General features: G+C 70.6%; 15 protein-coding genes. 12 read left to right on the plus strand and 3 right to left on the minus strand.

What is annotated here, in order from left to right; genetic code table 11:
• Positions 1 to 107: 107 nt before the first annotated feature.
• The 4 genes from ACYU7G_RS00240 to ACYU7G_RS00255 all read left to right on the plus strand — a co-directional run bounded on the left by ACYU7G_RS00240 (position 108) and on the right by ACYU7G_RS00255 (position 5,079).
• Positions 108 to 350, plus strand: a complete 243-nt coding sequence (locus ACYU7G_RS00240) for a helix-turn-helix transcriptional regulator (RefSeq protein WP_461103549.1) — start codon at positions 108 to 110, stop codon at positions 348 to 350.
• Positions 347 to 919 (plus strand): hypothetical protein, encoded by a 573-nt coding sequence (locus tag ACYU7G_RS00245; RefSeq protein WP_461103551.1) that lies wholly within the window; start codon positions 347 to 349, stop codon positions 917 to 919. Before ACYU7G_RS00240 ends, ACYU7G_RS00245 begins: the two co-directional genes overlap by 4 nt.
• Before the next feature lie 66 nt (positions 920 to 985).
• Positions 986 to 2,287 (plus strand): MFS transporter, encoded by a 1,302-nt coding sequence (locus ACYU7G_RS00250; RefSeq protein ID WP_461103553.1) that lies wholly within the window; start codon positions 986 to 988, stop codon positions 2,285 to 2,287.
• Entirely contained in the window at positions 2,284 to 5,079 is a 2,796-nt protein-coding gene (locus tag ACYU7G_RS00255; protein ID WP_461103555.1) for a DUF2804 family protein, read from the plus strand. The genes ACYU7G_RS00250 and ACYU7G_RS00255 overlap by 4 nt, the downstream gene beginning before the upstream one ends.
• A 3-nt stretch (positions 5,080 to 5,082) precedes the next feature.
• On the opposite strand, the gene ACYU7G_RS00260 is transcribed toward ACYU7G_RS00255, so the two are convergent.
• Positions 5,083 to 6,405: an MFS transporter gene (locus ACYU7G_RS00260; protein WP_461103557.1), complete on the minus strand. Its 1,323-nt coding sequence runs from the start codon at positions 6,403 to 6,405 to the stop codon at positions 5,083 to 5,085.
• A 149-nt stretch (positions 6,406 to 6,554) separates the two neighbouring features.
• On the opposite strand from ACYU7G_RS00260, the gene ACYU7G_RS00265 reads away from it, so the two are divergent.
• From ACYU7G_RS00265 to ACYU7G_RS00280, 4 genes are read left to right on the plus strand one after another with little or no spacing between them, the layout of a single operon-like run.
• Positions 6,555 to 7,496 carry an ABC transporter ATP-binding protein gene (locus ACYU7G_RS00265; RefSeq protein ID WP_461103559.1) on the plus strand — a complete coding sequence of 314 codons (942 nt, stop codon included), beginning with the start codon at positions 6,555 to 6,557 and terminating at the stop codon, positions 7,494 to 7,496.
• Positions 7,497 to 7,507: 11 nt separating this feature from the next.
• Entirely contained in the window at positions 7,508 to 8,350 is an 843-nt protein-coding gene (locus ACYU7G_RS00270) for an ABC transporter permease (RefSeq protein WP_461103561.1), read from the plus strand.
• A gap of 10 nt (positions 8,351 to 8,360) precedes the next feature.
• Positions 8,361 to 9,587: a sensor histidine kinase gene (locus ACYU7G_RS00275; RefSeq protein WP_461103563.1), complete on the plus strand. Its 1,227-nt coding sequence runs from the start codon at positions 8,361 to 8,363 to the stop codon at positions 9,585 to 9,587.
• Complete coding sequence (locus ACYU7G_RS00280; protein WP_461103565.1) at positions 9,584 to 10,189, plus strand: response regulator; 606 nt, start codon at positions 9,584 to 9,586, stop codon at positions 10,187 to 10,189. Before ACYU7G_RS00275 ends, ACYU7G_RS00280 begins: the two co-directional genes overlap by 4 nt.
• Positions 10,190 to 10,342: 153 nt before the next feature.
• On the opposite strand, the gene ACYU7G_RS00285 is transcribed toward ACYU7G_RS00280, so the two are convergent.
• Both ACYU7G_RS00285 and ACYU7G_RS00290 read right to left on the minus strand, forming a co-directional pair.
• Entirely contained in the window at positions 10,343 to 11,773 is a 1,431-nt protein-coding gene (locus tag ACYU7G_RS00285; protein WP_461103567.1) for a dihydrolipoyl dehydrogenase family protein, read from the minus strand.
• Between the two features lie 128 nt (positions 11,774 to 11,901).
• On the minus strand, positions 11,902 to 12,816 hold the full coding sequence (locus tag ACYU7G_RS00290; RefSeq protein WP_461103569.1) for a cation diffusion facilitator family transporter: 915 nt from the start codon (positions 12,814 to 12,816) through the stop codon (positions 11,902 to 11,904).
• A gap of 111 nt (positions 12,817 to 12,927) precedes the next feature.
• On the opposite strand from ACYU7G_RS00290, the gene ACYU7G_RS00295 reads away from it, so the two are divergent.
• The 4 genes from ACYU7G_RS00295 to ACYU7G_RS00310 are packed head-to-tail and all read left to right on the plus strand — an operon-like array spanning position 12,928 to position 14,548.
• Complete coding sequence (locus ACYU7G_RS00295) at positions 12,928 to 13,161, plus strand: helix-turn-helix transcriptional regulator (RefSeq protein WP_461103571.1); 234 nt, start codon at positions 12,928 to 12,930, stop codon at positions 13,159 to 13,161.
• Positions 13,158 to 13,715: a hypothetical protein gene (locus tag ACYU7G_RS00300; RefSeq protein WP_461103573.1), complete on the plus strand. Its 558-nt coding sequence runs from the start codon at positions 13,158 to 13,160 to the stop codon at positions 13,713 to 13,715. Before ACYU7G_RS00295 ends, ACYU7G_RS00300 begins: the two co-directional genes overlap by 4 nt.
• A gap of 43 nt (positions 13,716 to 13,758) precedes the next feature.
• Entirely contained in the window at positions 13,759 to 14,064 is a 306-nt protein-coding gene (locus tag ACYU7G_RS00305) for a ribbon-helix-helix domain-containing protein (RefSeq protein WP_461103575.1), read from the plus strand.
• Positions 14,065 to 14,098: 34 nt separating this feature from the next.
• Entirely contained in the window at positions 14,099 to 14,548 is a 450-nt protein-coding gene (locus tag ACYU7G_RS00310) for a methylglyoxal synthase (RefSeq protein WP_461103577.1), read from the plus strand.
• The last annotated feature ends 123 nt before the right edge of the window (positions 14,549 to 14,671 follow it).

The raw sequence follows: 14,671 nt of genomic DNA on the forward strand, positions 1-14,671 counted from the left end.
CAGTTGCGACGATATCGAAGCGCTTCGAATATTGGGAGGGGTTTCACGAGATTTGTTCGACGCGGCACAGAATAGGATGGGATGTCAAGGCAACTTAACATCGAGTTATGAGTCCACGAGGAACCCAGGGAGCCGGCACCAACGCTGTCCGGTTGCGCCGTCGCGAGCTCGGCCTGACGCAGGCCGAACTCGCCACCGACGTCGGGGTGAGCCGCCAGACCGTCATCGCCATCGAGCAGGGCGACTACGCCCCGTCGGTGTACCTGGCGCTGCGGATCGCAGGGAAGCTCGGCACCACGGTGGAAGCCCTGTTCAACGAGGACGCCAGCAACCAGGAGGCAGGACAATGAACCAGACCAGCAAACGCCACGGCCTCGGCCGCCGAATCACGGACATGATCATGGCCTCGGACAGCCCTTCCTACGGCGACGAGCGCGAACGGGCCGTGGTCACGGAGGCAGCCACCTTCGCCATCGGCATCAGCTTGTTCGTGAACCTCGCGGTGGCACTGGTCGCGGCCGTCCTCGGTGCCATCGCCCTGCCGGTCGTGCTGATCATCCTCGCCGGCTCACCCGCCTTGGCGATGGGTTGGTACGCAAAGCAGCGCTCCGTCGACCTCAATGAGCTCGCGTCCCGGATCACCCCCACGAGCCGGGCCGGAATGCTCCTCGCCATCTGCGTGAGTTTCCTGCTCATCATCGCAGCCATCGGCTGGACGGTCTTCACCGGCTCCGGTCTGGTCACCATCCCGGTCCCGGACGTCATCGGTCCCGACGCCACCGGCATCGGGGCGAGCATGATGAAGGGTGCAGTCATCGGCGGTCTGGGCGGAGTGCTCGTCGGGTTCGTCGTCATGCTGCTCAGCAAGCGCCGCAAGCAGCGCTATTCCGCGGAACCCACCGGCGACGAGCTGGACTGAGGCGTGGTTGGGGTGCCGGGTGGCTGTCGGCCGCCCAGCCCCACCTGCGGCCACTAGGGTTGCGGCATGACTCAAGGCCGAGTGTGGCGTCGCCTCTGGTTCTGGGTGGCGGTCCTGGGCCTGACGGGGCAGCTGGCCTGGACCATCGAGAACATGTACCTCAACGTGTTCGTCTACGACACGATCACGGACAACCCGACGGTGCTTGCCACCCTGGTGGCGGCCAGCGCCATCGCCGCCACCGTCGCGACACTGCTCGCGGGCGCCTGGTCCGACCGCACCGGACGTCGACGGGAGTTCATCGCCTTCGGCTACGTGGCCTGGGGCCTGACCACCGCAGCCTTCGGGCTGGTCGACGTGGAGACTGCCTCACAACTCGCGCCGGGCGTCGACGCCGTCGTGGTGGCCGTCGTCGGCATCATCATCCTCGACTGCGTGATGAGCGTGCTGGGCGCGACGGCGAACGACGCCGCGTTCAACGCCTGGGTCACGGACTCCACCACGGAGCACAACCGCGGCAAGGTCGACGGCGTGCTGGCGACGATGCCGCTGCTGGCGATGCTGGTGGTCTTCGGCGCACTCGACCCACTCACCCAGGGCGGGCACTGGCTCACGTTCTTCTCGATCATCGGCGGCGTGACGGCGCTGGTGGGGGTGGTGGCATGGTTCGGCCTGCGTGAACCGGCGCGACCACGGCCCGGCGGCAGCTACCTGTCCTCGGTGCTGCACGGCCTGCGCCCGTCGACGATGCGCGCCAACCCCGCCCTCTACGTCACCCTCGCAGCGTGGGCGGTGCTGGGCACCAGCACGCAGGTGTTCCTGCCGTACCTGATCATCTACGTGCAGCGCTACCTGCGCATCGACGGCTACCCGATCGTGCTGGGCGTGACGCTGCTGACGGCGTCGGTGGTCAGCATCGTCGGTGGCCGGGTGCTGGACAGGGTGGGGCCGCAGCGCGGCATCCTGCCCACCGCGGCGCTGTACGCCGTCGGCCTGCTGCTGATGTTCCCCGCCCGCGGCATGGTGGCGGTGATCCTGGCGGGCATCGTGATGATGTCCGGGTTCATGCTGGGCGTGGCGGCCGTGTCCGCCAGCGTGCGCAACCTGACCCCGCCCGACCGTGCCGGCCAGGTGCAGGGCCTGCGGATGGTCTACGCCATCCTCGTACCGATGGTGGTGGGGCCGTTCGTCGGGGCCGCCGTGATCTCCGGCGCGGCCGAGACCTACGTGGACCTCGGCGTCGTCAAGCAGGTCCCGACGCCGTGGATCTTCCCGGCCGCCGCCGCCGTCGTCGCGTTCATCGTCGTCCCCGTCCACTTCCTGCGCCGCCGGGCCGCGGCGCCCGTACGAGAGGAGATTCCTGCATGATCACACCCTGGGGCGAGGCCCTCGACCCGGACCACGTGCTGCCCGAGTACCCGCGCCCACAGCTGGTGCGGGACTCCCACCTCAACCTCAACGGCCGCTGGGAGCACGCCTTCACCGGCGCCGACGTCACGGCCCCGCCCGAGCGCTGGGACGGCCAGATCATCGTCCCGTTCTCCCCCGAGGCGCCGCTCTCCGGCGTGGGCCGCGTGCTGCAGCCCGACGAGGCGCTCTGGTACCGCCGCACGGTGCAGCTGCCCGCCGGTTTCGTCCGCGACCGCGTGCTGCTCCACTTCGGGGCGGTGGACCAGGACTGCGAGGTGTTCATCGACGGCGCGCGCGTGGGCTCGCACCGGGGCGGCTACCTACCGTTCTCGATCGACGTCACCGAGGCACTCGTCGACGGCGCCCCGCACGAACTGGTGGTGCGGGTCCGCGACGTGACCGACACCTCCCACCGCTCCCGCGGCAAGCAGGTGCTAGAGCCCGGCGGCATCTGGTACACCCCGCAGTCTGGGATCTGGCAGAGCGTGTGGGCGGAATCTGTGCCGTCGCGCTGGGTCTCTGAACTCGTCCTCACGCCGCACCTGGACACCGGCGAGGTGGAGGTCACCGTCGTCGACGGCTCGGGCGCGCCCGGGATCGCGGAGGTGGTGGTCCGCGCCGACGGCGAGACCCTGGCGCGCGAGGCGGTGGAACTGGGCGTCCCCACCCGGATCGGGTTGGGCGAGGCCGCGCGACGGTGGAGCCCCGAGGACCCGTTCCTGCACGACGTCGAGGTCCAGCTGGGCGCCGACCACGTCACGAGCTACTTCGGCATGCGTTCCTTCGGCACGGGCCCGGACGCCCACGGCCGCACCCGGCTGCTGCTCAACGGCGAGCCGTACCTGCACGCGGGGCTGCTGGACCAGGGCTACTGGCCCGACGGGCTCTACACCGCACCGTCCGACGCGGCGCTGGTGCACGACATCGCCACCATGAAGGACCTCGGGTTCAACATGCTGCGCAAGCACATCAAGATCGAGCCGCTGCGCTGGTACCACCACTGCGACCGGCTCGGCATGATCGTGTGGCAGGACATGGTCAACGGCGGCAGCACCTACAGGCGCGCCGTCACCCGGGCGCCGGTGGTGGTGGATTTCGGGCTCGACGACTCCCGCCACGCGCTGTTCGGGCGCGCGGACGCCGACGGCCGGGCCGAGTTCCTGTCGGAGCTGGACGATACGGTGGCGCTGCTGCGGTCCGTGCCCAGCCTTGCGGTGTGGGTGCCGTTCAACGAGGGCTGGGGCCAGTTCGACGCGCTGGCCGCCACCGCGCGGGTCCGGGAGCTGGACCCCACGCGGGTGGTGGACCACGCCTCCGGCTGGCACGACCAGGGCGGCGGTGACCTCGCGAGCCGCCACGTCTACTTCCGCGGCTACGAGCTGTCCCGCAGGGACGTCGAGGATCCGCGCGCCGCCGCGCTGACCGAGTACGGCGGCTACTCGCTGCGCGTACCCGGCCACACCTGGAGCGACGAGGAGTTCGGCTACCGCAAGTTCTCGGACCGCGACGAGTTCGAGCGCGCGTTCCTGCGCCTGCAGCACACCGAGGTGGGGCCCGCCGTCGACGCCGGCCTCGCCGCGTTCGTCTACACCCAGCTGGCCGACGTCGAGCAGGAAACCAACGGGCTGCTCACCTACGACCGGCGCGTGCTGAAGGTGGACGCGGCGCAGGTGCACAGTTCCAACTCCCGGCTGCGGCTGCGCCACGACGTCGCCGCCGGGGTGGCCGAGCCCGCGGCCGTGGCGGTCCCCGAGCGGGAGATCACCGCTCCGGTGTCCCTCACCCGCCCCGACGGTCGGCTCAACCCCGACGCCGTCGGCTGGACCCGCACCCCGCTCATCAACACCGACGGCGTGGGCCGCGGACTCTTCGGCAAGGGCCGCAACAAGCGCTGGGAGTACTGGGCGGTCACCACACCCACGCACGTCGTCGCGCTGGTCACCTCGGACATCGACTACGCCGCCGTCCACGGCCTCTGGTGCCTGGACCGGACCACCGGCAAGGCCGTCTCGCACGACGCGAGCGGCGTGCTCGGCGGCAGCGTGGAGCTGCCCGGAACCCTGGCGCAGGGGCCGACGCGGACGTCGACGCGGGCGGTGAAGATCGCCATCGACGAGGACCCGCGCGGCACCCGGCTGCGGGCCCGCGGGGACCGGATCTCCCTCGACGTCTTCGCCGAACGCCCCGCAGGCCACGAGTGCCTGGGCGTCGTCGTGCCCTGGACCGACAGGCTGTTCCAGTACACCGTGAAGGACGTCGCCCGCCCCGCCGCCGGGACCATCACCGTCGACGGCCTCACCCACGAGGTACCGGCCGGCGAGTCATGGGCCACCCTGGACCACGGACGCGGCCGCTGGCCCTACGACGTGCGCTGGAACTGGGGCGCCGGGTCCGGCCGCACCGACGGCAAGGTGATCGGCATCCAGGTGGGCGGCAAGTGGACCGACGGCACCGGCTCCGTGGAGAACTCCCTGCTGGTGGACGGGAAGCTGTCCAAGATCAGCGAGGAACTGGTCTGGGACTACAGCGCGGGAGACTGGCTGGCGCCGTGGCACGTCACGGGCGAGGCCGTCGAGCTGACCCTCGCGCCGTTCCACCTGAAGCAGTCAGTCACGGACCTGAAGGTGTTCTCCGCGCGCACCCACCAGTGCTTCGGCACCTGGTCGGGCCGTGTCCGCGACGCCGACGGCACCTGGCACCGGGTGGCCGACGTGGTGGGCTGGGCCGAGGACGTCCACAACCGCTGGTGAGGCTCAGCCGGCCTCTTCCAGGAGGTCCTCGGCCGAGCGCTTCGGCCGGGCGTGCCGCAGCAGGACGGCGGTGACGACGCCGAGCGCGGCGATCACGGCGGCGACGGTGAACCCACCGGGGGCGCCCTGCGCGTCCACCATGAACCCGGCGATGGCGGACCCGACGGCGGCCCCCACCAGCTGGCCGGTGCCGATCCAGCCGTAGGCCTCGGCGCTCTCGGAGAAGTCCGTGGACTCCGCCACCATCGTGTACATCACGGCCAGCGCGGGCGCCATGCCGAACCCGAACACCAGCATGGCCACGCCGGTCCAGCCGACGCCGGTGACGTAGATGGCCACGAAGGTGCCGACGGCGACGATCGCCAGGCGACGGGCGAGCGTCCAGTCCGTGAGCGGCAGGTGCCCGAGCGTCAGGCCACCGGCCAGCGATGCCACCGCCGCCAGCGCCAGCACCACGCCGGCCTCGAGGCCGCCCTCGCCGAAGCGGGCGACGACGCCCACCTCCACGGCGGCACCGGCGCCGATCAGCAACAAGCCGGTCACCGTCGCCAGCATCACGCCCGGCTTGAGCAGCACCGCGCCCATCCGGGACTCGCTGCGCACGATCCGGACGGTGCCGAGCTCGCGCGACGAGATGAACCACGCCCCGCCCACCACCGTGACCGCCACGCAAACCAGGAGCCCCACCACCGACGAGATCTCGCGCGAGACGACGGTGATCACCAGCGGCCCCGCCACCCAGATGATCTCCTGCGCGGACGCGTCGAGGGAGAACAGGCGCGGCAGGCGGACAGGCTCGACCAATTTGGGGTAGATGGTGCGCACAGCCGGCTGCACCGGCGGCGAGCTGAGCCCGGTCAGGAGCGCGAAGACCACGAATCCCCACAACGGCATGGTGGCGAGCGCGAGGACGGCCATCGACGCGGCGCACAACGCCGTCGTGGTCACCAGCACCCGGCGAGCACCGAAGCGGCCCATCATGCGGCTGGTCACCGGGCCGGCGAGGGCCTGGCCCACCGACATCGCGGCCAGCACCACGCCCGCCGCACCGTAGGAGCCGAACACCGTCTCGATGTGGATCAGGATGCCGAGCGCCAGCATCCCCGTGGGGAACCGGGCCACCAGCTGCGAGGCCATCACCCGCGCGACGCCGGGTGCGCGCAGCAGGTTCAGGTACGAGTCACTCACGCCGCCACTCTCCGATTCGCACTTGCATCGGGCCGGATGCCCAACCAGCCAAGCTTGCCAGACACCTCCCCCTGCGCCCGAACCGGCCCAGCGCAACACTGTTGCGAAAGGGTCGGCAGTCGGCCCCGTTCGCAACACTGTTGCGCAAGCTTCGGCCCGGATCCCGCGACGATGTGACAAACGTCACACCCGGCCCGTGAATCCCTCACGCCAGCCGGTGAACCCACGCACTACTGGCGACGACGTTCCCACGAGAAGCTGGAAGCACAGCAACGAGGGAGGACGAAATGACAAGCCTGATCGAAGCCACGAACGTGCGCCGCACCTACGGTTCCGGCGCCAAGACCTACGAGGCGGTCCGCGGTGTGGACCTGAGCCTGGCCCGCGGGGAACTGCTCGCCGTGCTCGGCGTCAACGGCGCCGGCAAGACGTCGCTGGTGGAGGTGCTGGAGGGCATGGCCCCCGCCACCGGCGGCAGCATCAAGGTGTTCGGCCACGACCCCCACACCGAGCGCGGCAAGGTCCGTCCCCGCACCGGGATTATGCTCCAGGAGGCCGGCTTCTCGGGCGACCTCACCATCGCCGAGACCCTGCAGATGTGGGGCGGGACGCTCTCGTCGCCGCGGCCCATCGCGGAGGCGCTGGAGATCGTGAACCTCGGTCACCGCGCCGACGTCCGGGTGAAGTCGCTCTCAGGTGGTGAACGCCGCCGGTTGGACCTCGCCATGGCAACGCTCGGCCGCCCCGAACTGCTGTTCCTCGACGAGCCCACCACCGGCCTGGACCCCGCCTCCCGCGAGGCCACCTGGGCCGTGGTGCAGGGGATGCTGGACCACGGCACGTCGGTGCTGCTCACCACGCACTACCTGGAGGAGGCCGAGCAGCTCGCCGACCGGCTGGTGATCATGGCCGAGGGGCGGATCGTCCGCGAGGGCACCGTCGCGCAGATCACCGCGGAGGAGCCGTCCCGGATCAACTTCGACGCCGCGGCCCTCAGCCAGCTGCCGCTCGACGACGTCGCCGCCCTCCCCGCGCTGCTGCGCGCCCCGGAGACCGTGCGCAACGACGTCGTGCTCACCAGCAGCGACCTCCAGGCCACCCTGGGCGCCCTGCTCGGGATGGCCGACGCCCGCGGCGTCCGGCTCGAGAACCTCGACGCCCGCTCCGGCTCGCTCGAGAAGGCCTTCCTGTCCCTGTCCAGCAACCCCGCCCCGGCCGTCGCCGCCTGAAGGAGGACATCATGACCACCACACTCGACACCCGACTCGCCCCCGCCACGGACCACCGCCCGACCAGCCCGCTGAAGCGCGTCGCCGCCATCGCACGCTCCGAGGCGCGGCTGCTGGGCCGCAACAAGGCGGCCTTCGCCACCGGCCTGCTGATGGGCCCGATGATGGCCGGCATGTTCGTGCTCATCAACCTCGGCAACGAGGCCCAGCTGGGCGGCTCCTTCGCCGGCTACGTGGTGTGCATCGTGCTCACCTGGTCCGCGCTGATGACCGTCTACTACAACCTGACCTCGATCTACGTCACCCGGCGTGAGGACCGCGTATTCAAGCGGCTCTCCACCGGTGAGGCCAGCCAGTGGGAGGCGCTGATGGCCGCGGCCGTGCCGTCGACCCTGATCCTGCTGGCCCACCTCGTCCTCGGAGGTGCTGTCGCGATGGTGGCCTTCGGCGTTCCCGCCATCACCAATCTGGTGCTCGTGCTGCTGGGTGTGGTGGGCGTCGTCATCGTCTCCGTCGGACTGGCCGCCGCGTCGACGGCGTTCACCTCGACGGTGGAGGCTGCCCAGTACTCCACGATGCCCGTGTTCCTGGTCCTCGGCATGGCCGCCGGCACGATGTTCCCGCTGACCGGACTGCCCGACGTGGTCCAGACCATCGCGTCGCTCACCCCCATCAACGCGGCCGTGGACCTGGTCCACATCGGTCTCGACGGCGCCACCATGGCCGGCGAGGCGGCCGAGGGCTTCCTCGGCAGCTTCACCGCCGCCGGGTTCCCGCTGCTCGTGCTGGCCGGCTGGTGCGTGCTGGCGGTCCTGCTGGCCCGTCGCTACATGAAGTTCGAGCCCCGCCGCTAGGTTGAGGAGCATGAACAGCAAGCCGGTGACCGAGGCGCCCACCCCGCAGGTGGGCGCCTCGTCGCCGTACCAGAAGTTCGACAGGTACACGATGATCACCCTGTACTCGGTGACGCCCCTGGCGCCGCTGATGTCGGCGATGCTGCTGTCCAACGCCACTGCCTACTCATGGGCGACGATCCCGCACGTCGTGGCCCTCCTCGTGACCGTGGTGCTGTGCGCGCTGGTGCTGCGCCACTCCGTCCTGCCGGACGAGGCCAGGCTCCCGTGGCCCCGGCTGCTCGTGGCGGCCTTCTTCGCGGCGGGCCTGGCCGCGGCCGGGTTCGGCGCCTTCGCGGCCCCACCCACGGGCGACTCCGGGATCGACGTGCCCACTTCGCTGGTGCTGATCTCGCTGACCACGCTCGCCTTCGGATTCTCCCCCGCCATCCCGTGGCGGCGGACGTTCTGGTGCGCGGTCGCCGTGGCCGCACCCACCACCGCCGTGTGGCTGTGGCTGCACCCGGGACTGTTCGCCACCGGCCGCTGGGTCCCCACCACCGTCACCTCCCTGCTGGTCACCTTCGGCATCCTGATGTCCGGCGCGATGGCCGCCTGGACGCTGAAGCTGATGCGCGAGCAGGCCGAGCTCACCGTCGTGCGCTCAGAACTGGCCGTCGCCGAGGAGCGGCTGCGCTTCTCCCGCGACCTGCACGACATCTTCGGCCGCACCCTCACCGCCGTCGCCGTGAAGTCCGACCTGGCGGCGGAGCTCGCCACCGCCGGGCAGGTGGAGCGGGCGACGTCGGAGATGCGCGAGGTGCACGACCTCGCGGACCAGGGCCTGCGCGAGGTGCGCGACGTGGTGGCCGGCTACCGTGCCGTCGACCTCGGTGCCGAACTCAAGGGCGCCCGCGCCATGCTCACCGCCGCCGGCATCCACGTCCGGCTGATCGGCGACGCCGCGGGCATCGGCCCCGGGGCCGCGGAGGCACTGGCGTGGGCCGTGCGCGAGGGCGCCACCAACGTCGTCCACCACTCCGACGCGCGCACCTGCACCATCAAGCTCGCCGGCGGCGACGGGGTCGCCGAGGTCACCATCACCAACGACGGCGTGGGCGACCGCCCGCCGCGCCCGGGCGGTGGCGGCCTGGACGGCCTGCGGGCCAGACTGGGCAGGCTCGGCGGAGGCGTCGAGACCAGCCGCGAGCGGGACACCTTCACCCTCACCGCCCGCGTCCCCGAGGAGACCGCATGATCCGCATCCTGCTCGCCGACGACGAGACCCTCGTCCGCGACGCCCTGGCCACCATGCTCTCCCTGCAGGACGACATCGAGGTGGTGGCGCAGGCCGCATCCGGCGACGAGGCGGTCACGGCAATCGCCCACCACCGGCCCGACGTGGCGGTGCTGGACCTGCAGATGCCCGGGCGCGACGGGATCGAGGTCACCGCCGCGGTGGCCGAGTCCTCCCCCGGCACGCGTTGCCTGATCGTCACCTCGCACGGCCGGCCCGGCTACCTGAAACGCGCGCTGGCCGCCGGCGCCCGCGGGTTCCTTCCGAAGACCACCCCCGCCCGGGTGCTCGCCGACGTGATCCGGCAGGTCCACGCCGGCCAGCGCTACGTGGACCCGGAGTTGTCCGCCGCAGCCATCTCCGCCGGCGACTCGCCCCTCACGCCGCGCGAGGCCGACGTCCTGGAACTCGCCGACGGCGGCGCCCCCATTGAGGAGATCGCCGCTCGCGTCCACCTTTCACCCGGCACGGTGCGCAACTACCTCAGCTCCGCCGTTGCCAAGCTCGGCGCCGCCAACCGCCACGAGGCCGTCCGCGCCGCCCGCAGCAACGGCTGGATCTAGCCCCTCAGTTGCCCTGACGTGCGAGCACCAACTCCCCGTCAGTTGCCCTGACGTGCGAGCACCAACTCCCCGTCAGTTGCCCTGAGGTGCGAGCGGCAGCGAGCCTCGAAGGGCCTCCGTCTGCGCCCGTCGAGGCTCGCTGGCGCTCGCACCTCAGGGCAACTGATGAAGGGGGCGGCCGTAGGCCTCGAGCAGTCGCAGCCAGATCTCGCTCATGGTCGGGTAGGCGGGGACGGCGTGCCAGAGTCTGGCCAAGGGCACCTCGCCCACCACTGCGATGGTGGCGGCGTGCAGCAGTTCGGCGACGTCGGGGCCGACGAAGGTGGCCCCCACCAGCACGGAGCGGTCCTCGTCCACCACCATGCACGCCTGCCCCTCGTAGCCGTCGAGATGGAGGCTTGCGCCCGCGACGTCGCCGAGCGCGAACTCCACCTTCCGCACCTTCAGGCCCGCCTCCTGCGCGGCGGATTCGGTGAGCCCGACCGACGCCACCTGCGGGTCGCTGAACACCACCTGCGGCGCGGCCCGATGGTCTGCCGTGGCGACGTGCAGACCCCAAGGAGCGTCGTCGACGATGCCGCCGTTCGCGCGGGCCGCGATCACGGCGCCCGCCGCCCGGGCCTGGTACTTGCCCTGGTGCGTCAGCAGCACGCGGCCGTTGACGTCGCCCACGGCGTAGAGCCAGTCGAGGCCCTTGACCCGCATGGTGTCGTCCACCTCCAGGTACCCGTCCCCGAGGCCGACGGCGGCCAGATCGAGTCCCCCGATGCGGGGCCGACGCCCCGTCGCCACCAGCACCTCCGCCGCCACGACGCTCCGTCCGTCATCGGTCTCGACGGTGACCCTCCCGTCGGCGCGCGTCACCCGTACGGCGGAGGATTCCTCGAGGACCTCCACGCCCCGCTCCCGGAGTCGCCCGGTGACGGCCTTGCCGGCGAACGGCTCCATTGAGCCGAGCAAGCCGCTGCGGGCGACGACGGTGACCCGCGCGCCGAGGTCCGCGTACGCCGTCGCAAGTTCGCACGCCACCACGCCGCCGCCGATGATGACCAGGCTCTCCGGCACGGACTTGGCACTGGTGGCGTCCTTGCTGGTCCACGGTCCCGCCTCCTCCAAGCCCTCGACCGGCGGGACCAGCGGCTCGGTGCCGGTGCACACGGCCACGGCGTGCCGGGCGCGCAGCACCTGCCCGGCCCCGCCGTCGGAGGCGACGGTGACCTCCCGCTCCGCCGTGATGCGGCCCGTGCCGCGCACGAGCGTGATTCCGGCGCTCTCCAGCCACTCCACCTGGGAGGCGTCGTCCCACTCCGAGACGAACGAGTCGCGGCGCGCGAGGACCGCCCCGACGTCGAGCCCACCGGTGACCGCGGCGGCGGCACCGTCGACGCCCTCCGCCGCCCGGAGCGCCTCACCCGGTCTCAGCAGCGCCTTCGACGGCATGCACGCCCAGTAGGAGCAATCGCCTCCCACAAGGCTGTTCTCGACGATCGCGACGCTCAACCCTCCCCTGGCAGCGCGGTCCGCGACGTTCTCGCCGGTGGAGCCGGCGCCGATGACGATGAGGTCGAACTCGGTGGTTTCCATGTCCCCATCCTCCGCTCAGGACGCCGAGGATGTGGCGAGTAGCGCGGATCGGCGGGTTCCCCCTGGCAAGGGTCCTACGAACGGGTCGGTCTACCGACCCCAACGCAGGAGCCTTGCCGACGGGTCGCTCAGGAGTGGGCGTGCGGCTCGTGGTTGGCGTGGTCGGAGCGCTCGAACTGGAACGTGGAGTGCTCGACGCTGACGTCGAAGTGCTCCGCCACGCAGGTCTGCAGGTCCAGCAGGATCCGGGGCGCGTGGCCGTCGCTGAAGCAGGAGTCGTCCAGCACCACGTGGGCGGTGAGCACGGGCAGGCCGGTGGTGATCTCGGAGGCGTGCAGGTCGTGCACGTCGATGACGTGGGGCACCTCGAGGATGTGGCGGCGGACGTCGTCGAGGTCCAGCCCGGCCGGCGTGGACTCCATCAGGATCCCGGCGGACTGCCGCAGGATCAGCAGCGCGCGCGGCAGGATCAGCAGGCTGATGAGCATGCCGGCGACGGCGTCGGCGCGGGTCCAGCCGGTGGTGGCGATCACGATGGCGCTGACGATGACGGCCACCGATCCCAGCGCGTCGTTGACCACCTCCAGGAAGGCGGCCCGCATGTTGATGTTGGCGCCCCGGCCACCGGCGAGCACCAGCAGGGAGACCAGGTTTCCCACCAGTCCCACGATGCCGAAGACCAGCAGCCCCGTCGAGGAGATCTCCCCGGGCTCGAACAGCCGTCGGATACCCTCCACCAGCGCGTAGATCCCGACGCCGAACAGCACCAGCGCCTGCATTCCCGCCGCCAGGACCTCCGCGCGACGCCAACCCCAGGTGCGCTCAGGCGAGGCGGGGCGCAGCGCCAGCGAGGCCGCGATCAGCGCCATCAACAGGCCGGCGGCGTCGGTGAGCATGTGCCCGGCGTCCACCAGCAGCGCCAGGCTGCCGGTCCAAATGGCGCCGATCACCTCCGCCACCAGGATGGTGGCGGTGATGGCGAACGCGATCGCCAGCCGCTTGCGCGGCGTGGCTGCGTCGTGGTGCGAGTGGTCGTGGCCCATTGCCGCCGATGCTAGCCCACCCCAAAGAACCTCCTTCCATGTCAAGTCACCTTTACTTCTTTTGTCAAATACCCTTGACATTGGATGTCAACCCGACTTAACATTTCCTGCATGGCCCCCAAGGAACCAGAGAACCCAACCAACCCGGTTCGGATGCATCGACGGGCACTGCGGCTGACACAGGCAGAGCTCGCCACCACCGTCGGCGTGAGTCGGCAGACCGTGATCGCCATCGAACAGGGCAACTACGCCCCCACCGTGTTCCTGGCCCTGCGCCTCGCCAAGGCGCTGGGCACCACGGTGGAGACACTCTTCGACACCCCAGACCAGCAGGAGGAAGCATGACCAGCAAGCAGAGCAGGACCAGCCAAGCGACGGACCGCCTCATGAACATGGAGGGGATCGACGAGCGGGAGGAGCGCGTCTTCAACCAGGCAACCACGTTCGGACTGATGGTCGGGAGCTACACCAGCCTCGCCGTCGCACTGGTGGCAGCGGTGTTCGGTGCGATCGCCCTTCCCATCGGCCTGCTGGCCATGATGGGCCTGCCCACCTGGGCCGCCCAGTGGTACGCCGGCCGCCAGGGCGTCAGCCTGGACGAGCTGGCAGACAAGGCCAGCGCCAAGCAGCGCCTCATCGCGGCGGGGGTGGTGGTGGTCGGGATCCTGCTCACCGTCGGGGCCATGGCGTGGACCGTCTTCACCGGGCAGGGGCTCATCCCCCTGCCGAAGCTTGAGTTCGGCCCCGACGCCACCGGAGCCACCGCCAGCGCCGTCCGGGGCGGGGTCATCGGCGCGGCCATCGGCGTCGGCCTCGCCGCCACGTGGGTCCTCGTCGGCACCCTGAGACGCAAGCGCAAGCCCGCCTCGGAGATCGCCGACGAAGAGGACTTCGACTGAGGCGCAAGGAAGGATTAAGTCCTACTGAAGGTGAGGCCACATCATGCGTACGACAAAGCAGCTCAGCATCACGCTCCCCAACAACATGGCCGAGGCGCTGAAAGCGCGGGTTGCCTCTGGCGCGTACGCGAGCGAGAGCGAGGTCATCAGAGACGGCCTTCGTGCGCTGTTCGCACGCGAGGAAGCAGTAGAAGCCTGGCTTCGTGCGGAGGTGGTGGCGTCCTACGACGAGTTGCGTGCTGACCCCTCACAGGCGATCAGCTCCGACGACATGCGCACCCACCTGAACAGGGTTCATCGGGAGCGGCTTGGGGAAGTCTGTCACATGATCTTCACAACCCAGCCGTAGGCTTTGGACAGGTTCTCCCGGAAGGATTCCCACCATGCCCGGATACCAGCACCACATCGCCATCGTGGCACACGACAACAAGAAGACCGAGCTGCTCTCGTGGGCCAACTTCAACCGCGGCACGCTCAGCAGCCACCACCTCTACGCCACCGGCACCACGGGCACGATGCTCGCCTACGAGTTGGGGCTGCCGGTGACACGCCTGCTGTCCGGCCCCGTAGGCGGGGACCAGCAGATCGGGGCCAAGATCGCCGAGGGCGTGATCGACACGCTGATCTTCTTCTGGGACCCCCTGGAGGCGCAGCCACACGACCCGGACGTGAAGGCCCTGCTGCGGATCGGCGCCGTCTGGAACGTTCCCATGGCCTGCAACGCGGCGACGGCGGACCTGCTGATCTCCTCGCCCCTGCTGGGCAAGGAGTGGGCCAACAAGCCCGAGTTCCTGCCCCGCGACTGGGAACCGGAGCAGGGCGAGCGCTCCTGACCACGCACCTCCCCGAAAGCGTGTAACGCTGGGGGCGGCAGTCGACACCTTCAGCAACACTGTTGCGCTGGGTGCCGCCGACCCCGCCGCAAGCGTATAGCGCTGGGGGCGGCAGTCGGCTCC

This window comes from Tessaracoccus terricola (assembly GCF_054776555.1).